Raw genomic sequence first — 21,425 nt, 5'->3', positions numbered from 1 at the left:
CGTTATCAGTAGCCGGAAGCTGTCGTGGTATTCATTCACCTAACAGTTTCCGGCTTTTTCTTGCCCAACTTTTTTGGTTCACGACGGGTTAGCCGATAAACAAACCAACCAAAACATGTCTGAACCGCTCTCGCTGGTCTGGCTTCGGCGCGATTTGCGTCTGCACGATAATGCCGCTTTATACTACGCCCTCAAAAGTGGCCGCCCCGTTATTCCTGTATTTATTTTTGACCGTGTCATTCTCGATGCGCTGGACGACCGGCTCGACCGTCGGGTTGAGTTTCTGGTTCAGGAAGTTAATCGCCTGCATGATGAGCTGGCAAAACTGGGGTCGACCATCATCGTGCGCTATGGCAAGCCGGTTGACGTATGGAAAGAGTTGATCGAAACGTATACAATTGGTGATGTGTTTACCAACCATGATTACGAAAGGTACGCCAAAGAACGTGACAAGACTATTGACGAGTTGCTGGCCGGACATGGCATTGGGTTTCATACCAGTAAAGACCAGACTATCTTTGAGCGCGACGAGGTGCTCAGCGGCAAAAAGACACCCTACACGGTTTTTACACCCTATAGCCGCAAGTGGAAAGACACGTTGACTGATTTCTATCTGAAGTCGTACCCAACCGAAAAGTACAAAAAGCAATTCTGGCAAACTAACCCCGAACCCCTACCCACGCTGAAGGAAATGGGTTTCCAACCGGTGGGGGAGCCTTTCCCTGATCGGACGGTAGCTGATAAATTGCTTGACTCGTATAACAGGACCCGTGATTTCCCAGCACTACCGCATAGCACCAGTCAATTAAGTATTCACCTGCGCTTCGGCACCATCAGCGTTCGTGAACTGGTCCGGCAGGCGAAGGCAGCCGACGATCAAACGTTTCTGAATGAACTCTGCTGGCGTGATTTTTACTTCCAGGTACTCGACCACTTCCCGCACGTGGAACAATACTCTTTTCGGCGGGAGTACGACCAGATTGAGTGGCGCAATAACGAAGAGGAGTTTGACAAATGGTGCCGGGGCGAAACAGGCTACCCGATTGTCGATGCCGGAATGCGGCAGTTAAATACCATTGGGTGGATGCACAACCGCGTCCGTATGATTACTGCCAGTTTCCTATGCAAACATCTGCTCATTGACTGGCGTTGGGGTGAAGCCTACTTCGGTAAAAAACTCCGCGATTACGACCTCTCTGCCAACAACGGCGGCTGGCAATGGGCGGCTGGTTCAGGTACCGATGCCGCACCTTATTTTCGGGTCTTTAACCCAACGGCCCAGGCACAGCGGTTCGACCCCAAAAGCGTTTACATCCGCCAGTGGGTGCCCGAAGTCGATCAGCCAGCCTACCCCAAACCAATGGTCGACCATGCCATGGCCCGGCAACGCGCCATCGATACCTACCGAAAAGCATTGGCCAAAGTGAAGTAGGGCAGGCTGGGGCGTTTGCTGGCGCGGGTATTACCTCTGTCTGTTCATAAAGTGTGTATTCTCTGATGCAAGCGAAGCGGGAAGCCGGACCGGCTTGCTCAATGACAGGCACGGGAGAGCCGCCTTTGCGGTAAATACCCGCGCCTGCGAATGTTCGTATGCACAGGTTTTTGTAGATTACGGCTCTTTTTATAGACTATTCCATCATCCGGCGTTATGAAGTTACGGCTACTGCTGATTTGTTTCGTTTGTCTTTACAGTTTTCACTCGTCTGTAATGGCCCAGCAGCGACTTCGGCTGAGTATTATTGTTCGGGACGGTATTACCCGAAAGCCAATTTCCGGGGCCAGCTTATTTATTGCTGAAACAAAACTGGGCGGACGTGCTGATAGTGCCGGGGTTATTTCAATTACCCATCCACCGGGGGTGCTCACGGCCTACGTGTCGGCAGTAGGCTATTTTCGCGGTCGCGAAACGGTCGTTCTCGATTTTAACAAGCGAGTCGAGTATTACCTGCAACCCCGCTCAACGGATCTGGATGAAGTTGATGTACGCGCCATTCGCAAGGACAAAAACATTAAGGATGTGCAGATGGGGCAAATCCAGCTCAGTATGCCCGAGTTGAAACGGATGCCGGTTGTTCTGGGCGAACCGGATATTCTGAAAGCACTGTCTTTACAGGCTGGTGTCACAACGGCGGGCGAAGGGGCGGGGGGCTTTAATGTCCGGGGCGGCCGGGCCGATCAGAATTTGGTACTGGTTGATGGAGCGCCCCTGTTCAACACATCGCACCTGCTGGGCTTCTACACAAACATTAACCCCGATATGGTGCAGGACGTGAGCCTCAGCAAAGGGGCTTTTTCGGCGCAGTATGGTGGTCGGGTATCGTCGTTACTGCTCATGAGTACCCGAAATGGCAATAAAGATGGCTGGCGGGTGTCGGGTGGGGTGAGTCCGGTGAGTGTGCGGGCGGTGGTTGATGGGCCAATTACAAAAAAGCTAACCTTACTCGCTGGTGGGCGCATTGCTTTCCCGAACTACCTGCTACAGCTATTTCCAACGACAAGCGTCAAAAACAGCCGGGCCTTCTTTTACGATGGCAATCTTAAACTAACGTATACACCCGACGAACGCAATACAATTTCGCTCTCGGCTTATCGAAGTCAGGATAATTTCCGGTTTCCGGGCGACACCCTATACGGCTGGCAATCGAATGTACTGGCGGGCCGCTGGAGTTACTTGATTCGACCCAACATGCAGCTCAATCTGGCCGCTTTGTACAGCGGTTACTACCTCAATGTTGATGGCGTAACGCCCAATTTGGGTTTCCGCTTTACATCGCATATTGAACAGCGGGAAGGAAAAGCGGATGTCTTTTATACCATTGCAAAGAAGCATAAAGTTCAGGTTGGTGTCAATGGCATTCTGTACGGTATCCAGACGGGAGCTATTCAGCCAGCGGACAATCAGTCCAGCATTAACCCCAAACAAGTCAGCCCCGAACGAGGGCGTGAACTGGGGGCTTATGTGAATACCGAGTGGGAGTTGATACCCACCGTTACCCTGATGGCCGGGCTTCGCTATTCAGCCTTTGCGTTGCTGGGACCACAAACGGTTTACGGTTATGCGGAGAATGCGCCAGTCTCCCCGGAAACCGTAACCGACTCGGTGCTTTACCGTTCGGGTCAGGTGGCGCAGGCGTATGGTGGTTTTGAGCCCCGGCTAGCTCTGCGCGTGCAACTGGGTAAACATACGGCCATCAAAGCCAGTGCGGGTCGAACGCGCCAGTACCTGAACCTTATCTCCAATACAACCGCCATTACACCCCTCGATTTCTGGAAACTGAGCGACCGCTACCAGCACCCTCAGATTGCCGACCAGGTATCGCTGGGCGTATTTCAGAACTTTCTGGATAATGGGCTCGAACTAAGTGTGGAAGGGTATTACAAACGCCTACAGAACCAGATCGAGTACCGCTACGGAGCAAACCTTATCCTAAATCCGAAACTCGAAACAGCACTGGTGCAGGCTGCCGGAAAAGCTTACGGAGTTGAATTGGGACTGAGCAAAACTAGTGGACGACTGACCGGGCAGCTTAATTATACGTATGCCCGCTCGCTGATTGCGGTGCAAACGGCGTTCGATGCCCTCCGGATCAATGGCGGTGCGTATTATCCGGCCTACATCGACCGGCCCCATACGGTCAATGTGCAGGCCCGCTGGTCAATGTCGCACAACTGGTCTTTTTCGAGCAATTTTGTTTATTACACCGGTGTTCCGGCTACGTATCCAGATGGGCAGTATACGTATAACGGTGAGCCAGTACAGGACTATTCCCGCCGAAATGCTGACCGGATTCCTGACTATCACCGGCTGGACGTTGCCTTTTCCAAAGATACCCGCTTCAATAAAGCACAAAAGCGGTATGGTATCTGGACACTGGGTATCTACAACCTGTACGCACACAAGAATCCGTACTCCATTTATTTCACCCGGTTTAACCAGCGAACCGAATCGTACCGTCTTTCGGTATTTGGTACGATGATCCCATCCATCGCTTACAACTTCTTCTTTTAGCCATGCGTCAGTTTATCAGTTCTCTACTTCTTCTGACTGTTCTGGCGGCCTGCATCGATCAGGTTCAACTGCCCATCCGGACGGAAACCCCGCGTTTGGTGGTAGAAGGTCAGATTACCAACGAAGCGCCCCCATATATCGTCCGGCTGACGTATACCGGTAACTATGGTGGCGAGGGTGGGCAAAATGTTAATGATCAATACGTAACCGGTGCCCAGGTTACACTTGGCGATGATCAGGGCCGTTCCGCTCGCTTTATGTCAACTGGTTCGGGCATGTACCAAACAACCGATGCCACCTTTCGCGGGCAGGTTGGCCGGGCGTATAGCCTAACGGTGACATTGACCGACGGCAGACGCTACATGACCAAAGAGGAACGGATGCCCGCCGTACCACAACTTGATAGTATCTCGGCCAGACTGGTTAAAACCGGAAATCTGGCCATTCCTTACGCGTTTGCCTATGGAGCCAATATGAGTGATCCAGGCAATGAGCAAAATTATTACCGCTGGACGGCCTATGGCTATACAAACCGGCTGTCAATAGGCGTACCCTGCAGCTTGGGAAGCCCTAACTTATGCAACAATCGCTGCTGGACAATGGTATCTACCAATGTGGTGAATATATTCAGTGATGAAGCTATCAACGGTAATCCATTGCGGAATCGGTTTGTCTTACAGATACCGATTTATACGGTAGCTCCCCAACTGGTTGAGATGCAGCAGTACGCCATTACGCAAGCGAATTACCAGTTCTGGAAACTTTATCAGCAGCAGAACGCCCGTACCGGAAGTATTTTTGATCCCTTACCGGCACCCGTTACGGGCAACCTCGTGAATGCCAGCGATCCAACCGATTTGGCAAGAGGGTATTTTGCCGTTACGTCTATTACCCGCCGTCGGCTCCGTCTACAGGAATATCCAAGGGTTTCTTTTTATCCTGCACTAACCAGTTTTATCAGTAGTCAGATAATTCCGCCCGGCGATTGTAGGGATACATACGGTCGAAATACCCCCTTATTGGAGCCAACTGGCTGGTGATCCTTAGAGTTTCCACTGCACTACCCAGCCGGGCTTCACCACTTTGGGGCGCGGAATACCGGCCAAACCGGTTGCCGGGTTCAGCGCAATGAGTGTAAGCGGAATGGTCGTTTTGGTTTGTGCCGAGATGGCTTTGGTCGCCCGGAAGAAAAGATTGCCGTAGGTATCAATATCATCGATAATAGCGTAAAGCATATCGCCCGCCTTAAGGGTACTTTCGTCAATCTGGACCGTTTCGGTGAGCGCAAATGACCAGCTTTGGCCTACTTTTACCTGACCCGCCTGTACCAGACGCGCAGCTACATCGCCCACAACGGCAGACGGACTACTCGGCGTGTTTTTAAGCAGTTTGCTTAACAAACTGTCCATGACGACCACTTCGTGACGGCCCGTTGGTATCTGATCGTTTAGCAAAGCATCCGGACCCGACAGTGACTCAACCGGAATCCCGCTCACTGCCGGTTCCTGGTCCTGAAGCCAGCCCATTCGCCGGGCCTGTTCGCGCTCCTGTTCGTAGGCGTTACCTCCCGATGCCAGCATCAGGCCCACGGCGTCGATCCCATAGGACGGATTCGTAAATAGCTGTTTCATGGCCAGAATCCGGTAGAGATAATAGCCGGTTTCGGGATTCATCGCCATGGTGTAATAATCGCGATGGCCTACTTTGGTGATCTTCCGTTGAACCATGCCCACGCCCCCATTATAGGCCGCAGCCACAAGCGTCCATGAACCTAATTTTCGGTACAGGAAATTGATGTACTTACAGGCGGCTTCGGTTGATTTAAGGAGGTTTGTGCGTTCATCGTGGCCGGGGGCTATCGATAGCCCCATATCCTGTGCCGTATCGTCCATAAACTGCCAGTAACCAACCGCTCCGGCCGAGGATACGGCATTTGCCTGCCAGGCACTCTCGATCAGGGGCAGGTACTTAAAATCGTCAGGGATACCGTACCGCTCAAGAATAGGCTCGATAACGGAGAAGAAAGGAGCCGAACGGGTCTTTAGTGCATTCAGCCGACGGGCATATCCCGAACTACTCGCCATAGCGAAGGCCAGCTTGGCCGAAACGTTACCCTGTTCAGTTGGTACGACTTCACCGCAGAAGTGAAGACGCCCCGGTCCGCTTAAGGAACGTTTATGAGCAGAAGAAAGATTGGGCCTGTTCTTTGCCGTACTCGCCTTTTTTTGCGCCGAGATAGGGATGTTCAGTAGTAAACCACTTAACATCAGTACAACAATGCGCATAGTGGATAGTGTCAAAACAAACGACCAGTTGTTGAACGCCTAAATAACGGTGCGCCACTGTCGTTTAGTTCGTCGGAGACAAGACTATGAGCTACCGGTTGTTAGAAAACCGGCGGGCTTTCCAGGGTGCTAAAGCGACTTCCAGGTTAATATCCAGCCTGACTTTAGCTGACTAAGATCAGACAGGTTAATGCCAATGCGCCCGGTAGAGGCATCTACGGCCGATAAAGCAAGTGAATAGGTTTGTCGCTCGCTGGTTGAATAGAGTTTGTCAGAGCGAAGGTAAACCTTGTTGGTTTTGGTGTCGATGTCTTCAATAACAGCATACAAAATATCGCCTTCCTCAACGTCATGACCACCCGCTATTCCATCTCGCGTGAGGTGAAACACCCATATCTGACCACGTTCTAAACCAGATGGCTCAACCAGCTTGGCCTTGATGCCACCCCGAAACACATCGGCGGCATTGGGTAGGGGAATATCCATAGATTGCCCTTTTGCCGGTCTCAGCGGATCGTTGATGGGCGTATTAATTGCTTCCTGTGTTGCTTCATTCAGAATAACTTCGGGAATCAGTATTTCATCCTCCGCTGCTGCGTCGTCGGTTAGTGTATTCAGCGGACTGGTTAAGTTGGCCATCATTCGCTCCGGAATAAGGTGCTGGTAGGAGCGATAGTTGGTAAACAGTTCTTTAAACGCCAGAATGCGGTACAGGTATTTGCCCGTTTCGGCATTCAAGTGCAGGTAGTAGTAATCGCGCTGCTGCTGTCGACGGATATTGCTCAAAAGAGCACCTATACCATTATTGTAAGCGGCTGCGGCTAGTGTCCAGGAGCCTAGTCGATTGTGCAGATACCGCAAATACCGGCAGGCGGCATGCGTTGATTTTATCAGATGCTGTCGTTCGTCGACACCACGTTCTATGTTCAATCCCAGTTCGCGGGCGGTGGCGGGCATAAATTGCCAATACCCCGCAGCCCCTTTCGGCGACACCGCAAACCCTTGTAGTGCGCTCTCAACGAGCGGTAGGTATTTGAAATCCAAGGGAATACTGTGCGACAGCAGGATTGGCTCAATAACCGGGAAGAAAACCGCGGCCCGCTGGCGTATGCGTAAAAAGGCCTGGTTCTGCGACGTGTTGCGCACCAATGCTGAGACTAGCCGACGAGCTACCACTTCTTCATGAACAGGTACTGACTCACCGCAGAAATAGACGGGCGGCAGCATTGTTTTAAGAACCGGGTCGATTGTCGGGGTAGCTGGGCTAGGCAGGGTATTGAGCGTATAAGGTGATGAAACACTTGCCAGGACCAGTACAGTCGCCAGTACAAGTGAAGCTAATAAGTTTATCAACGGTCATGTACAAGTTTAGCAGATTCGAATCTTTACCGATTAAATGATCACTTGTAACGTGATCCCTTTACATATTATACCAATTGAATTATTTTGGTAACAATCAATAATTATGCCAAGGGTAGATTTAATATCGGTTATCGAGCCACCTTTTTTGGTACAATTTTGTAGCGAACGGGTTAAGGTATTCGATATGAAAAAAGCCGCTTCGTAGAGCGGCTTCCATTCAATAAACGTAGTGCTGGCTACAACCAGTCCCAGAAATGTAAAGGACGGATGCCCTCACCTTTCTTCCTGTCCAGGAAACGTGGTCGGCGGAACCGGAGCACCATCAGGCCCATCATTAACTTTTTTATGGGTAAGTGCTTTCCCTGTTGTTCAAGATCGGTGTTTGGCAGACTCTTTGCAGCAACGGCCTGGGCAATAAACTGTTGTGTATCGGATGGAGCCTGCGTTAGCGCCGTATTAGGGCGCGGGCCCCAGGTGTTCATGAACTCCTCATCGACCAGTTCGATTGTTGGCGCGTCTTTTACTTTCTTCGGCAAGGCAAGTGGCTTATGCCAGCTCGGTAATGGTTTGACAAGTTCGGCAATGGTTGCTCCGCTAACCAGCAAAGCATACTGTCGCGGGTTACTGAGTAGTTCTTTAAACGCCAGAATTCTAAACAGGTAGTGGCTCGTTTCCCGATGCAGCCGGAGCCGGAAGTAGTTAGACTGGCCCTGTTGCTCCATTTTATTTCGGACGTGGGTGATTCCTCCGTTATAAGCGGCTGCAACCAGCGTCCAGGAGCCTAACTCCCGATACAACTGGTGGAGATGCCGACAAACGGCAACTGTCGCTTTTTGCAGGTTATAGCGTTCATCCACCGTACTATTTACCGTTAACCCCAGTTCGCGGGCCGTTCCCGGCATAAGCTGCCAATAGCCCGATGCCCCTTTATAGGATACGCTGCTATTGTCGAGCGCACTTTCGGCCAGGGGCATAAACCGGAAATCGCGGGGGATTTTATACTTACGAAGAATAGGGTCGATGATAGGGAAAAACGTAGATGCCCGCGACCGAAGGTCCATCAGAAAGTCTTGCTGGGCACCGTACAGGCGAAGGGTTTGCAACCACCGGCGCGATACGCGGGGTTCATCGACCGGAACCTCTTCTCCGCAAAAGTAGATTGGAAATACGCGCTTTGTCGAGTCTACGACGAGTAGTTCGGGGTTATTCAGCCCACCTGATGACAACAGTGACCGGCTCGTGTCGGCCCCGAAGTTGGAGAGCGCAAGGGCTGGCGTAACAACGCCCGACATAGCGATTCCCAACGTAGCGACGCCCGGTTTGAAAGCGGCCATGAGTAGTGAAAAACTTACCTTTTTTATCAAAATTGCATTAGTTGTTGTGGCACATACAGACAAGAAAACCCGTACCTGAGTAGCGGGTCTGATCTGGTTTTCTATACGAACTTAACTGATTTTCGGCTACTTGCCAAATAATCGTCTAAGAATTATCCAACGGTCTCGCCAAAAACAGGATTTTATTTCTATAAAAGCCCGGCAACCAGCGTTAATTTGCCATAATCGTATCGACCTTCCAAATAGTCGAATACGGGCTTTAAACGGCCTTCTTCCATACCCACAACCCCAATTGCCTTCTCTATTTCGCGCCGTTCAAAAGGGTCGATAAGCGAGACTAAATCAATATCGTATCCAGCCTTCGCTAACTGAACCAAATGCCCCGCCACAGACCCCGTTGTGAGTTGTCGGCGGGTGGCAATCTCTTCGATGGAGAGGCCATCATTATACAAATCGAGGGTAATGAGCTGGGTCGATCCTTTAGGCTTTTCACCGGCGTCTACCCGGCCACGTACATGCCCGACAATCTCCTCCAGAAAGCGCTTGCCGAAGAGTTGCAATTTCCGCTCGCCAACACCACTCACATTACGCAGAGCGTCGGGGGTGGTGGGGCGTTGCCGGGCCATGTCTTCGAGCGTAGTATCCGTAAAAATAACGTAAGCCGGAACGTTCTGTTCGTCGGCGAGTTGCTTGCGCAGTACCCGAAGCCGTTCGAAGAGATCGTCGCGCTGGGTTTCGGTCTTCGCCCTCGTTTTCTCAACCACTGGTTTTGGCGCATCGTCGGGACGGACGAGGTCAATTTTCCGTCCTTTATACAACACCTGATCGGCCAGGATACCGCGCCGAAGGGCGTAATGCTGTTCGTAGGCAATCTCGATAACGCCGATATTGATGAGCTGGTGGATGTAGCTTCGCCAGTCTTCGAACCGAATATCGCGGCCTGCCCCGTAGGTTTTTATCTGGTCGTACCCGCCTTGCAGCACCTGTTGGCTGCGGGAGCCGCGCAGGATGTCGATCAGCAGGTTCATAGGAACCCGTTCGCCCGTGCGGATGATGGCCGAAAGGGCTTTCTGGGCTAGAACGGTGCCATCGAAAGTAACGCGCGGGTCGCGGCAAACGTCGCAGTTGCCACAGGGATCGGGCAGTTCTTCCGAGAAGTAAGACAGCAGAATTTGTCGGCGGCAGGTATGGGCATCGGCGTACTGCTGCATTCGTTCCAGCTTCGCCAGTTGCAAGCCGAGGTTGGCCGGGTTGTTTTCGGCCAGCATGTCTTTATAGGTTGCTACATCGGCAAAGCTGTAAAACAGGACGGTTTGGGCAGCCGCGCCATCCCGACCGGCCCGCCCGATTTCCTGATAAAAGCTTTCGATGTTCTTGGGCATGTTGTAATGGATAACCCACCGCACGTTCGATTTGTCGATCCCCATCCCGAAGGCAATGGTGGCGCATATAATCCGAACATCGTCGCGCAGGAAGGCTTCCTGGGTTTTGGAGCGGTCGTCGGGGTCCATTTTGGCGTGGTAAAAAGCCGCACTGAACCCTTTTTCCTGCAACTTGGCCGCCAAAGATTCGGTCGATTTACGACTGAGGCAGTAAATAATGCCCGAGGTGTCGGGTTTTTGCTGAAGCAGCCGGATAATCTGCTGGATGCGGTTTTGCCCGGGCAAAACCTGCAAGCTCAGGTTTTTGCGGTTAAAGGAGTCCACAAAAATAGCCGGGTCGTTCATGCCGAGCCGGGTGGCAATATCCTGCCGGGTGAGTTTGTCGGCGGTTGCCGTCAGGGCAATGGTCGGCACTGTTGGGAACTGCTCTTTCAGGACGTGCAGTTGGGTGTATTCCGGCCGGAAATCGTGCCCCCAGGAGGAGATACAGTGCGCTTCATCAATAGCAAAAAGAGACAGATTAGTCAGGCTCAGGAATTGAAAAAACGATTCGCTGAGCAGTTTCTCGGGCGAAACATAAAGAAGTTTGAGCTTGCCGCTAATGCAGTCGTTTTCGATTTCGCGCTGTTCCCGGCTGGTTTGGGTGCTGTTATAAAAAGCGGCCTGAATACCGTTCATATGCAACGCACCCACCTGGTCTTTCATGAGGGCGATCAGGGGTGAAACCACAACCGTCAGACCCGGTAGCATCAGGGCCGGAATCTGGAAACAGACCGACTTACCACCTCCCGTAGGCATCAGCACTACCGTGTCACGACCACTCAGAATCGACTGGATGATGGCTTCCTGCATGGGCCGGAAGCGGTCGTAACCGTAATAGCGTTTGAGGTAGTCGGCGGGCTGCTGGGTATGGGCTGTTGAAACGGTCATTTCTCTACTGGTGAGCAGGATAAGTGAGCCTAGCTGGCCAAATTATTTTACAGGATAAGTATATAGACCCTGACTAACAGCTTACTAAGGCTATATCAAATTTAAGAAAAAAATAGGTCGTTTTCACGGCGGGAGATGTGATTTTATGAGAATCGCCCCGTCTAAAAGGCGCAAAAGGTTTTATACACGTACAAACCCATTTAATCACGATGAAAACGAAGCTATTAACTCTATGCTTGTCTTTAAGCATGCTTATGGCTATGAATGGTGTTGCTCAGGACAGCAAACCAGGAAAAAGCAAGGCAAAAAAAGAAATGAGCGAAGCTGACGCGTCGGCGAAAGCAGCTGCCAAAGCGGAAACCAAAGCCGCAAAAGACGCAGCCAAGGAAGGGAAGAAAGAGGCTAAGGAAGCTAAAGCCGATGTAAGCGCAGCAACGGATGCGGCAAAACAAGCGGCCGTAAATGACCGAATGGCTGCTGCAAGGGCTGCTAAAGCTGCCAAGAAAGCAGCAACTGATGGTGCTACTGCCGCGGCTGCTACACCAGACAAGGCGGTTAAGAAAGCTGATAATGCTGGCTTGAAAGACGATAAAATGAGTAAGTCGGCAAACGCATCCATGCCGAAAATGAAGGAAGAAAAGGCGACACCCGCTGATTACAAAGCGCCGGTCGATCCATCGCAGAAAGGCCCGAACGGAGAAAAAGTAATGACCGGCCCGCGAGGAGGTAAGTATTATATCAACAAGAACGGAAACAAGACGTACCTGAGCAGCGTGAAGTAGGGTATAACTAGTCGACAAACATGAATCGTCCCGAAGTATAGCGATCTAGCTACGCTTCGGGACGATTCATGTTTGCTGTAGGAGCCCGGCTTCTGAAACGAAACGGCCCATCGCCAGTCATATACCGACCTGTTAATAATCGGAACGGTAGTATTTCTGACCAGGGAGGGTTCCTTTAATGATCCCGTCTTCAATAAGCTGGTTAACTACCTTATTGGCTGGCACTTCGTTACTTCCGCTTGTCGTGACCACCGCTTTCCAAAAGGGCTTTCCGTTAGAAATGTTGATCAATTGCAGCAATAGCTCATCGTTCGACGAAATGTATTTTCCATATCCTGATAAATAATTCCGACTGAAATCAATAGTGAGCATCACTTCACTATGGCAAGTTTGCTGCTGCTTTTGGATAGCCTCCTGCGGACTATCGAATGAAAGCGGGCTGTTCGATACACTGCACACCTGATAGCCTTGCGGAAAGGCCGTTTGAAACGAGGCCAGATAAGTAGGGTTGGCACGGGTTAAGTTCGACACCACCAGAATGCGAGTAAAGTCCGTCTTATCCTCCCGGTTTACATTGGACTGTATGTACACGTTCGAGCAGCCTGTCAACGTCACCAGAAAGCTGATAGCGAATGCAGAATAGCTGTTTTTCATTACGTTTTCGACTTTTTTTTATGCATTGATACGACAAAATAAGTACATAAGGAAATTTAACCACAGAGTCCGCCGTTGTAGGGACTCTGTGGTCAATAAAATGTACCCTACTCTGCCTGATTACGTAGTTGTGTTACCATCGTAAAATTCCCTCAGCGCGTTGCAAATGGCGATTGTTGGCTATCTTACTCACAAATTAAGCAAGGGTATGCGTCAACTACTTCTTTTCCTTATTATCATTTCATCAGCTTATTGCCGGGCTCAATCCAGTCAAACGATACGCACGGCTGGCCTACGGCAGCCCGTTGAAATTATTCGTGACCGGTGGGGTGTCAATCATATCTATGCCAAAAATGAACACGACCTGTTCTTTGCCCAGGGCTATTCGGCGGCTCAGGACCGGCTGTTTCAACTGGAAATCTGGCGTCGGCAGGCTACCGGAACCGTGGCCGAACTGCTCGGCCCGCAGGAAATAAAGCGGGACATCGGCACCCGCCTGTTTCGGTACAAGCCCAATGCGACCCCCGCTGACATTGATAAAGAACTCCTGCATTATCACCCGCACGGGCCGCAGATTGTAAAGGCGTTTGTGGCAGGTATCAATGCTTACGTTACCGAAATTCTGAAAACGCCCGAAAAGCTACCGTTCGAGTTTCGGGTGCTCGATACGAAACCCGGTTTCTGGACGCCCGAAGTCGTTATCAGCCGCCATCAAGGACTGATGTATAACGTTCGGGAGGAGCTAAACTACGGGCGGCTGGTCAACTTGATTGGTGCCGATAAACTCCGCGAACTGCAATGGTTTCACCCACAATCGACCTTGCCAACCACGACGTCTCCAGCACCCGATCTGACGCTTCATGTAAACGGCGACGAACTATTTCAGCCAATTCTGGAACTCTACGAAGCGTTCCGTCTGCCGCTTAAATTCAGAGGGCAGTCGACAAAGGCCGACGAGGATGAAGCCAGCCTAAACCGAGGTTTCGAGGCCGATAAACAATACGTTGGCTCCAATAACTGGGTTATTTCGGGTGATAAATCGGCCAGCGGCTATCCAATGTTGGCCAATGACCCGCACCGGGCACAGTCAACGCCTTCGCTGCGCTACTGGGTTCATCTCAATGCGCCGGGCGCATCCACGCTGGGCGCATCCACGCCGGGCTGGAATGTGGTTGGGGCCGGAGAGCCAACGCTACCAGGCGTGTCGATCGGGCATAACGACTACGGCGCGTGGGGCTTGACCATTTTTGAGACGGATAACGAAGATTTATACGTCTACGAAACCAATCCCGCTAATCCAAACCAGTACCGATATAAAGGCAAAGGGACAACCTATCGCTGGTTAACAATGAAAACCTTTACGGAAACGATTCCCGTAAAGGGCGGAAAGCCGGTAACTACCATACTCAAGTACACCCTTCACGGGCCGGTAGTGTTTGAGGATGCGAAACATCACAAAGCCTATGCCATTCGGTCGGGTGGGCTGGAGATCGGTTCTGCGCCGTATCTGGCCAGCTTACGTATGAATCAGGCCCGCAACTGGATGGAGTTTCGGAAAGCGTGTCTGTACAGTCGGGTGCCGGGCGAAAACATGATCTGGGCCGATAAAACCGGCACCATCGGTTGGCAGTCGGTGGGGCTGGCTCCCATTCGGAAAAACTTTACAGGACTGGTACCCGTACCGGGAGACGGCCGGTTCGAGTGGAGTGGTTTTCTGCCCATCGACCAGTTGCCGAATAAACTTAACCCACCCGAAGGCTACGTGGCTACGGCCAACAATAACCTGACCGCCACCAACTACCCGCACCGGGATGCTCTTGGCTGGACCTGGGCAAGCCCCTCGCGGGCGCATCGTATTGAAGAAGTCCTAAACGACGGAACCCGGAAAACGATGGTCGATTTTATGGCGTTGCAGGCCGATTATCTATCCATTCCGGCCCGAACACTGGTGCCGTTATTGCAAAATCTGGCGTCGCTCAACGACCGTACCGAACAGGCGCTTAGTTACCTCCGCCGGTGGGACTACAAACTGACGCCCAATTCTGTTGCAGCGTCTATTTATGTAGCCTGGGAGGGCCAGTTGAAGCAGGCTGTTTATCAGGAAAAAGTACCTGAAGTAGCCCAGCCGTATTTTAAAACTTTGCCTACCAAGCGGGTTTACGATGCCTTACTCGTGCCAACCTCCGGCCGCGATAGTTTGCTGCTGACCTGTTTGGACCGGGCCGTAGCAGAGTTGACCAAACGACTGGGGGCCGATATGGACGACTGGTCGTACGGGCAGCGCAAAAACAAACACATTACCATCACACACCCGATGAGTAATCTGGTCGATAAGGCCATGCGGCAAAAAATAAACTTCGGTCCCGTGTCACGCGGTGGTTATGCCGAAACGGTGAATGCTACGGGCAACGACCTCAACCAGACGCATGGTGCCTCCTTCCGGATTTTGGTGGATACCGAGGACTGGGACAAAACGCTGGGCATCAACACACCCGGCCAGTCCGGCAATCCCGAGAGTCCGCATTACGGCGATTTATTCCCGATCTGGGCCGAGAACAGCTATTTCCCGGTATTTTTTACAAAGGAAAAAATCAAGACTGTTGCCGAAGGTACAACAGTGCTGACGCCCTGATGCAGCGCAGACGGTGCGCTACAGCGATGGAAACCGGTAGTAGCGTGACTGTTATTATTTGACAACTGGTGTGTGGCTACGCGTCTTTCCAGCCACGCTACTTACGTTACATTTCGTACTTTTGCGGATAATGGATACTCAGTCAATCGTACAAGCCGATATTACACGGGCAATTGCCGAACTCTATCCGGGCAATGCCGGTGAGGTGCAGCTTTCGCCCACCAAAAAAGAATTTGAAGGACAGTACACCTTCGTTACGTTCCCTTACACCAAATTCCTTCGTCAGGCACCTGCCCAAATTGGTCAGGCAATCGGCAACTGGCTGGTCGAAAACAGCCCGGTTGTTAGCAAATTCAACGTCGTACAGGGTTATTTGAACATTAGCCTGGCCGATTCGGCCTGGGTTGAGGTATTGAACGATATGGCCACCGATGCCTCGTTCGGTACACTGCCGTCGAAAGGCCAGTCGGTGATGGTTGAGTTTTCGTCGCCCAACACCAACAAGCCGCTGCACTTGGGGCATTTGCGAAATAACTTCCTGGGCGATTCGGTGAGCCGTATTCTGGTAGCCAATGGCTACGATGTTGTCAAAACATGTATTGTCAACGACCGGGGCGTACACATCTGTAAATCCATGCTGGCTTACCGGATGTTTGGCAGCGATGCGTCGGGCCAATGGGAAACGCCGGAAACGTCGGGTCTCAAAGGCGACCACCTGATCGGTAAATACTACGTTCTCTTCGACAAAGCGTACAAAGTGCAGGTCGAGGAGATGGTGGCGCAGGGGACTACCAAAGAAGTAGCCGAAAAGACCGCGCCACTCATGCAGGAAGTACAGCATATGCTTCGCCTTTGGGAACAGGGCGACCTCGAAACGGTTGCGCTCTGGAAACAACTGAACAACTGGGTATATGCCGGTTTTGACGTTACCTACAAAAGCATTGGCGTCAGCTTCGACAAGACTTACTACGAATCAAACACCTATCTGCTCGGCAAAGAAATTGTTGAAGAGGGAATCCAGAAGGGTGTCTTTTATCGTAAAGATGATGGCTCCGTCTGGATTGACCTGACGGAAGAGGGGCTGGACCAGAAACTCGTGTTGCGGGGCGATGGTACATCCGTTTATATAACTCAGGACCTTGGTACTACAGATCTGAAATTTCAGGATTTTGGCAGCGACCGCCAGATCTGGGTGGTGGGTAATGAGCAGGATTACCATTTCAATGTGCTGTTCGCTATTCTTCGGCGGTTAGGTCGTCCCTATGCCAATGGGTTGTATCACCTCTCGTACGGTATGGTCGACTTGCCAACGGGCAAGATGAAATCCCGCGAGGGTACCGTTGTCGATGCGGACGATTTGATTCAGGAGACAACGGATGCCGCATCGAACGCGGCCGATGAAGCGGCTAAAGGTAAGCTTGATGAGTTCAGCGACGAGGAGAAAAAAGCGTTGTTTCAGATGCTTGGCTTAGGAGCGCTGAAATACTACCTACTGAAAGTCGACCCACAGAAACGGATGCAGTTCAACCCCGCCGAATCGGTTGATTTGCACGGAAACACGGGACCTTATATTCAGTACGTTCATGCCAGGATTCAGTCCATCCTGCGAAAAGCTGCCGAAACGGGTGTAACGCTGGACGGTACCGTGATGGCCACTGGGTTAGACGACGTTGAGCAGCAGCTAATCTTGATGCTGAGCCAATATCCACAGCGGATTGCCGAAGCCGGAGCAGCTTATGCACCGTCTTACATTGCTCAGTACGCATACGATCTGGCGAAGACATTCAATCAGTTCTATGATAAGCTGTCCATTCTGAAAGAAACGGATTCGGTAAAGCTGCACAGCCGCCTTGTTTTATCGAAACTGGTTGGTGAAACTATTCGTAAGGCAATGGGTTTATTGGGCATAGAAGTGCCATCGAAAATGTAGTTAGTCGGTTCTAATTCAGTACTTTTAAATAACTATTGCCAAATTCTACCAAAACGAAAAACTAACCATGAAAAAGAATTTAGTTTTTACTTTAATCGGCGTCGTAGTGATTGCGACCCTCACCAGTTTTATGTCACTTTCAACACTCGTCAAAGGCATCTTCAGTAACAAAAGTGAAGCCATTGCAGCCCCTGCCAATGCGGTTGCTCCCGCTAAAAGTCTGTATGATTTCACTGTAAACTCACTCGATGGTAAGCCCGTAGCCCTGAAAGCCTACAAAGGCAAGAAGGTTGTTATCCTGAACGTCGCTTCGAAGTGTGGTTTCACCCCACAGTACGCCGACTGGGAGAAGTTTTACAAAGAACACGGTAATAAGATTGTCGTGCTTGGCTTTCCTGCCAATAACTTTGGCAGCCAGGAGCCCGGCAGCAGCGAAGAAATCGCTACCTTCTGCCAGAAGAACTACGGTGTAACCTTCCCCATGTTCGAGAAAGTATCGGTACTGGGCGATGACCAGGCTCCTTTATACAAGTGGCTGACCGACAAGTCGATGAACGGCTGGAACGATAAGGTACCAACCTGGAACTTTTGCAAATACGTTATCAACGAAAAAGGCGAACTGACGAATTTCTTCGCATCGAAAGTGAAGCCAACTGATGAAGAGTTTAAAAAAGCAGTAGGTATTTAATAGCGAAAGAGCGAACGAGTGAAAAAGCGAAAAGCCACATACTGCTTTTCGCTTTTTCACTCGTTCGCTCTTTCGCTTTTCAAAATGATGAAGAGCTGGATTGCGGCTGCCCGGCCGCGTACGTTACCGCTGGCCCTGGCCAGTATTATTCTTGGCAGTTTTCTGGCTTTCGCCAACCAGCATTTCGACTGGAAAATAGCTGTACTGGCTGCGCTGACAACGATTTTCCTGCAAATACTATCCAACTTTGCCAATGATTATGGCGATGCCGTTTCGGGCAAAGATACCGAGTTGCGGGTAGGCCCCCGCCGGGCTGTTGCTACCGGCGATATTACTAAAGAGGCCATGCTCCGGGGCATAATCCTGATGTCCGTTCTCTCCCTAGTGTGTGGAATCGGGTTGCTGTCTGTTGCCTTTTATTCGGTAGAACCCAGGATCTTTTGGTTTTTCTTCGTGCTGGGATTGCTCAGCATTGCCGCGGCTATTGGGTATACCAATGGCAAACGCCCATACGGTTACGCTGGTTTCGGCGACATTGCCGTGCTCATTTTCTTTGGTTGGGTGGGGGTACTAGGCACGTATTTTTTATATACCCTGTCATTTAGCCCGCTGTTACTGCTTCCTGCTACCAGTGTTGGCCTGTTTGCCACCGGTGTACTGAACATCAACAACATTCGCGATATCGAAACCGATACCATGACGGGTAAGCGGTCCATTCCGGCGCGGCTTGGTCTGCCACTCGCCATTCGTTATCACTGGGGGTTACTTATTGCCGGTATGGTCTGCGCGCTTATCTATTCCTTTTTTACGGATGCTTCGGCGCTGGGATACCTGTACGTATTAGCTTTTCCGTTATTTTTCCTGAATGGCCGCGCCGTTGCCACGCACAACCGCCCCGTTGAGCTAAACGCCCGGTTGGGTCAGCTGGCCCTTACCACGCTGCTGTTCGTTATTCTATTCGGGCTCGGCCAGGTTCTATAAAGAGTTGCTGGCACGGGCGAATGCCCGCGCCAGCGTTCGCGATTACACGGCTACTGCTTCACTATTTTCCTAATTACCTTACTTTGCCCAGCCTGAATGGTGAGCAGGTACACGCCCGTCGCAGCGGGTAGTTGAATGGATTCAGAAATTGACGTAACCCGCCCAAACTGCTTTTGAAATACAGAGTGCCCCTGTGCATTAAACAGCGTCAGGCTCACATCTTTCTTTTGCGTTGTTTCCAGTTCAACGAAGACCAGTTCATGAGCCGGATTAGGATAAACGTTCAACTGGCCACCTGCAAACGGTTGTTCAGCCGTTGGGAGAAGTATAGTTATTGTAGCCTCTCCCGATGCGGTGCCTACCCCACAGCTATTCTCAACACGCGTCACTGTATACTGCGTAGTTTTCTCGGGTTGACGCGTCACAATCATCGGGTTAACCTCTCCTATAAACGTCGTACCGTCCGACAGGCTACCCCGCCAGGGGCCATCACCAGTGAAGTTGATTGTTAGTGAAACCGATTGTCCCTGTAACGCGGTTGTGGAGCCGGTTAAGGTCGCTGTTGGGGCAGGTTTTACCGCGAAAACATCGCTCGCAACAAGTTGAACATAGGGAATGCCACGCGGTCTTATCCGCAACTTATACCCTGTTCCGGGCAGTAGGCCAATGGGCAGGGTGGCTTTCAGGGCACTTAACGTACCTGACCCAATGATCTGTTCGGGTGTGAAGTTTCCCGAAGCATCGGATAATAACACATCATATTGCCAGCTACCAGCTTTGGTCGTGTTTTCAAGCGTAGTGATGAACGCAACAGGACTTCCGGCGCAAAAAGTAGCCGGGGTCGCTATTTTGGTTGTCAATTTTGGCGGCTGCTGTACGGAGATGGTAAATTGGTCGGTCAGGCACTGGCGATCATCGGTGACGGCGATCGGAATTGTACCCGACTGGTCGGCCACATACCGGATGCTTCGACTGGTCTTGCCGTCCGGCCATCGGTAGTTGCCCATCCAGGAAGCTGTCAGCTGAAGCGTGTCGCCGTATTCGGCCGTTAAGGAGGGTGTTTTGTTCACATTTTTCATGATGGTGAACTTGTCCTGCACGGAGCCGTCAGCCATGACCAGTTGAGCGTCCAGCCGATTGTCGGTTACGTCCAGCAGCATCGAGCCTCCGAGTGTTGTGTTGTTATATACGGTGGCCGGGTGCGGAAAGCCGGGAGATTGCCCGCCAACTTGACCACCAGAGCCATTAACAATATAAACGGTACCCTGGCCTTTGGTGAGAATAGGGCAGGAGTTGGGCGAGCCATCATACCGTCCCGTTGTCGTCTCGGCGATATGATCTGCTTTGTCGAACGTATTGGCCAAACCCCGAAGGCCTTTAATCCGGTAAGTTCGTTCGTAGCCATGGCTATGCCCGTTAAGGACCAGGTCTACACCGTATCGTTCCAGAATTGGGGTCAAATTTTCCCGGAGTAGTTTCATAGACAGCTGCGTATCGGAGTTATGACCGCCTTTGCTGTAAGGGGGATGGTGGAAAATGACGATTGTCCACGGAAGTTTATTGGCCGCCAGGTCACGTTTTAACCACTGTACCTGAGAAGAGGTAGTATCATATAACCGGTACTGTCCATCCGGTCGGCCCTGCGAGTCGAGCGAAACGAGGTGAACATTGCCATAATCGGCCGAATAGTAGGACTTAGAATCGGAGGGAACGCCACCCGATTCGCCTTTTTCCGGGAAAGAAAACAGCTTGTAATAAGCAACGTTGAAGTTGGTTTCGCTATCAGCGTAATCGTGATTGCCGGGCGTTATAAAAAGTGGTGTGTTGCGTAACGTTTGTGGATAAACGGAAAATACATACTGCTGAAATTCATCCTCAAAGCCGAATGAGTAGGCGTTATCGCCGAGCCAGAGCCAAAGGTCGGCTGGGCGGTTGGCGGTAGCCTTCTGATAAGCCTGATAGACGTTTCGCTGGTTTTCCGAACCGTTGCCGAAATCGCCTAATGCCCATAAGCGTACAGGTCTGGTATCGCCGGCGGGTAGCGCCGTTTTTACGTAATAATCCGGTCCATTTGTTAGTTGGGTATCATCGAAGCCAACGGCATAGGCATACCGGGTGGCAGATTGCAGGCCCGTGAGGGTCAGGCTGTGCTCAAGGGCTGGCTGCGATTCGCGGATGGTCTCTGTCAATGAGCTTGCCGATATGCCAAACCAGACCCGGCCCGTTGTTGGCTGATCGGTACGCCAGCGAACGACGACCGACGTTGGGGTGACAACCTGCAGATAGGGCCCCCGGACGAGTTTAGGGGCTTGAGCGGCCGCAAATTGACTAATAACTAAAAGGACACTTATGGGTAAGTAAAAACGTACGTTCATCGTTACAGTGGTCACTAAATCTACCGTAAAGGTACATTTGGCGCGAGTAACATCCTAAGATCAGAACGTTAACCTGAATGT

General features: G+C 51.3%; 14 protein-coding genes. 8 read left to right on the top strand and 6 right to left on the bottom strand.

Translation table 11 applies throughout. The annotated features are described in order from the left end of the window. Positions 1 to 115: 115 nt before the first annotated feature. The 3 genes from NT073_RS30095 to NT073_RS30085 all read left to right on the top strand — a co-directional run bounded on the left by NT073_RS30095 (position 116) and on the right by NT073_RS30085 (position 5,049). Positions 116 to 1,432, top strand: a complete 1,317-nt coding sequence (locus NT073_RS30095; RefSeq protein ID WP_297381586.1) for a deoxyribodipyrimidine photo-lyase — start codon at positions 116 to 118, stop codon at positions 1,430 to 1,432. A 216-nt stretch (positions 1,433 to 1,648) separates the two neighbouring features. Further along, positions 1,649 to 4,009, top strand: coding sequence for a TonB-dependent receptor plug domain-containing protein (locus tag NT073_RS30090; protein ID WP_297381584.1), 2,361 nt, complete (start codon positions 1,649 to 1,651; stop codon positions 4,007 to 4,009). 2 nt (positions 4,010 to 4,011) lie between these two features. After that, entirely contained in the window at positions 4,012 to 5,049 is a 1,038-nt protein-coding gene (locus NT073_RS30085; RefSeq protein ID WP_297381582.1) for a DUF4249 domain-containing protein, read from the top strand. Between the two features lie 3 nt (positions 5,050 to 5,052). Here the strand turns inward: NT073_RS30085 and NT073_RS30080 are convergent, their stop codons facing one another. The 4 genes from NT073_RS30080 to recQ form a co-directional block, all read right to left on the bottom strand. Beyond that, the gene (locus tag NT073_RS30080; RefSeq protein ID WP_297381580.1) at positions 5,053 to 6,294 is read right to left on the bottom strand and encodes a lytic transglycosylase domain-containing protein; all 1,242 of its coding nucleotides are present in this window, start codon (positions 6,292 to 6,294) and stop codon (positions 5,053 to 5,055) included. Between the two features lie 129 nt (positions 6,295 to 6,423). Further along, entirely contained in the window at positions 6,424 to 7,644 is a 1,221-nt protein-coding gene (locus NT073_RS30075; protein WP_297382156.1) for a lytic transglycosylase domain-containing protein, read from the bottom strand. Between the two features lie 248 nt (positions 7,645 to 7,892). Further along, a complete protein-coding gene (locus NT073_RS30070) occupies positions 7,893 to 8,990 on the bottom strand; it encodes a lytic transglycosylase domain-containing protein (protein WP_297381578.1) in 1,098 nt (365 codons plus the stop codon). Positions 8,991 to 9,178: 188 nt separating this feature from the next. Then, positions 9,179 to 11,302, bottom strand: coding sequence for a DNA helicase RecQ (recQ, locus tag NT073_RS30065; protein WP_297381576.1), 2,124 nt, complete (start codon positions 11,300 to 11,302; stop codon positions 9,179 to 9,181). 209 nt (positions 11,303 to 11,511) lie between these two features. Between recQ and NT073_RS30060 the strand changes: the two genes are divergently transcribed. Further along, the gene (locus NT073_RS30060; protein ID WP_297381574.1) at positions 11,512 to 12,084 is read left to right on the top strand and encodes a hypothetical protein; all 573 of its coding nucleotides are present in this window, start codon (positions 11,512 to 11,514) and stop codon (positions 12,082 to 12,084) included. Between the two features lie 132 nt (positions 12,085 to 12,216). Here NT073_RS30060 and NT073_RS30055 read toward each other — a convergent pair whose 3' ends face one another. Further along, positions 12,217 to 12,738, bottom strand: coding sequence for a hypothetical protein (locus tag NT073_RS30055; protein WP_297381573.1), 522 nt, complete (start codon positions 12,736 to 12,738; stop codon positions 12,217 to 12,219). A gap of 208 nt (positions 12,739 to 12,946) precedes the next feature. Between NT073_RS30055 and NT073_RS30050 the strand changes: the two genes are divergently transcribed. The 4 genes from NT073_RS30050 (at position 12,947) to NT073_RS30035 (ending at position 18,969) form a co-directional block, all read left to right on the top strand. Continuing rightward, complete coding sequence (locus tag NT073_RS30050) at positions 12,947 to 15,370, top strand: penicillin acylase family protein (RefSeq protein ID WP_297381570.1); 2,424 nt, start codon at positions 12,947 to 12,949, stop codon at positions 15,368 to 15,370. A 130-nt stretch (positions 15,371 to 15,500) separates the two neighbouring features. Continuing rightward, complete coding sequence (argS, locus tag NT073_RS30045) at positions 15,501 to 17,300, top strand: arginine--tRNA ligase (protein ID WP_297381568.1); 1,800 nt, start codon at positions 15,501 to 15,503, stop codon at positions 17,298 to 17,300. A 67-nt stretch (positions 17,301 to 17,367) separates the two neighbouring features. Continuing rightward, complete coding sequence (locus NT073_RS30040) at positions 17,368 to 17,988, top strand: glutathione peroxidase (RefSeq protein ID WP_297381566.1); 621 nt, start codon at positions 17,368 to 17,370, stop codon at positions 17,986 to 17,988. An 87-nt stretch (positions 17,989 to 18,075) separates the two neighbouring features. Next, positions 18,076 to 18,969, top strand: coding sequence for a 1,4-dihydroxy-2-naphthoate polyprenyltransferase (locus NT073_RS30035; RefSeq protein WP_297382154.1), 894 nt, complete (start codon positions 18,076 to 18,078; stop codon positions 18,967 to 18,969). Positions 18,970 to 19,019: 50 nt separating this feature from the next. Here NT073_RS30035 and NT073_RS30030 read toward each other — a convergent pair whose 3' ends face one another. Next, positions 19,020 to 21,344 carry a metallophosphoesterase gene (locus NT073_RS30030; protein WP_297381565.1) on the bottom strand — a complete coding sequence of 775 codons (2,325 nt, stop codon included), beginning with the start codon at positions 21,342 to 21,344 and terminating at the stop codon, positions 19,020 to 19,022. Between the last annotated feature and the right edge of the window lie 81 nt (positions 21,345 to 21,425).

This window comes from Spirosoma sp. (genome assembly GCF_026391055.1).
In the GTDB taxonomy this organism is placed as follows: Bacteria; Bacteroidota; Bacteroidia; order Cytophagales; family Spirosomataceae; genus Spirosoma.
The sequence above is the reverse complement of the archived record's forward strand: the minus strand, read 5'-3'. Positions and strand labels throughout refer to the sequence as shown.

Excerpts from the sequence above, each read along its gene's own strand:
- NT073_RS30095 (WP_297381586.1), top strand. The coding sequence starts at position 116 with ATGTCTGAACCGCTCTCGCTGGTCTGGCTTCGGCGCGATTTGCGTCTG.
- NT073_RS30090 (WP_297381584.1), top strand. The coding sequence starts at position 1,649 with ATGAAGTTACGGCTACTGCTGATTTGTTTCGTTTGTCTTTACAGTTTT.
- NT073_RS30085 (WP_297381582.1), top strand. The coding sequence starts at position 4,012 with ATGCGTCAGTTTATCAGTTCTCTACTTCTTCTGACTGTTCTGGCGGCC.
- NT073_RS30080 (WP_297381580.1), bottom strand. The coding sequence starts at position 6,294 with ATGCGCATTGTTGTACTGATGTTAAGTGGTTTACTACTGAACATCCCT.
- NT073_RS30070 (WP_297381578.1), bottom strand. The coding sequence starts at position 8,990 with ATGGCCGCTTTCAAACCGGGCGTCGCTACGTTGGGAATCGCTATGTCG.
- recQ (WP_297381576.1), bottom strand. The coding sequence starts at position 11,302 with ATGACCGTTTCAACAGCCCATACCCAGCAGCCCGCCGACTACCTCAAA.
- NT073_RS30060 (WP_297381574.1), top strand. The coding sequence starts at position 11,512 with ATGAAAACGAAGCTATTAACTCTATGCTTGTCTTTAAGCATGCTTATG.
- NT073_RS30055 (WP_297381573.1), bottom strand. The coding sequence starts at position 12,738 with ATGAAAAACAGCTATTCTGCATTCGCTATCAGCTTTCTGGTGACGTTG.
- NT073_RS30050 (WP_297381570.1), top strand. The coding sequence starts at position 12,947 with ATGCGTCAACTACTTCTTTTCCTTATTATCATTTCATCAGCTTATTGC.
- argS (WP_297381568.1), top strand. The coding sequence starts at position 15,501 with ATGGATACTCAGTCAATCGTACAAGCCGATATTACACGGGCAATTGCC.
- NT073_RS30040 (WP_297381566.1), top strand. The coding sequence starts at position 17,368 with ATGAAAAAGAATTTAGTTTTTACTTTAATCGGCGTCGTAGTGATTGCG.
- NT073_RS30035 (WP_297382154.1), top strand. The coding sequence starts at position 18,076 with ATGAAGAGCTGGATTGCGGCTGCCCGGCCGCGTACGTTACCGCTGGCC.
- NT073_RS30030 (WP_297381565.1), bottom strand. The coding sequence starts at position 21,344 with ATGAACGTACGTTTTTACTTACCCATAAGTGTCCTTTTAGTTATTAGT.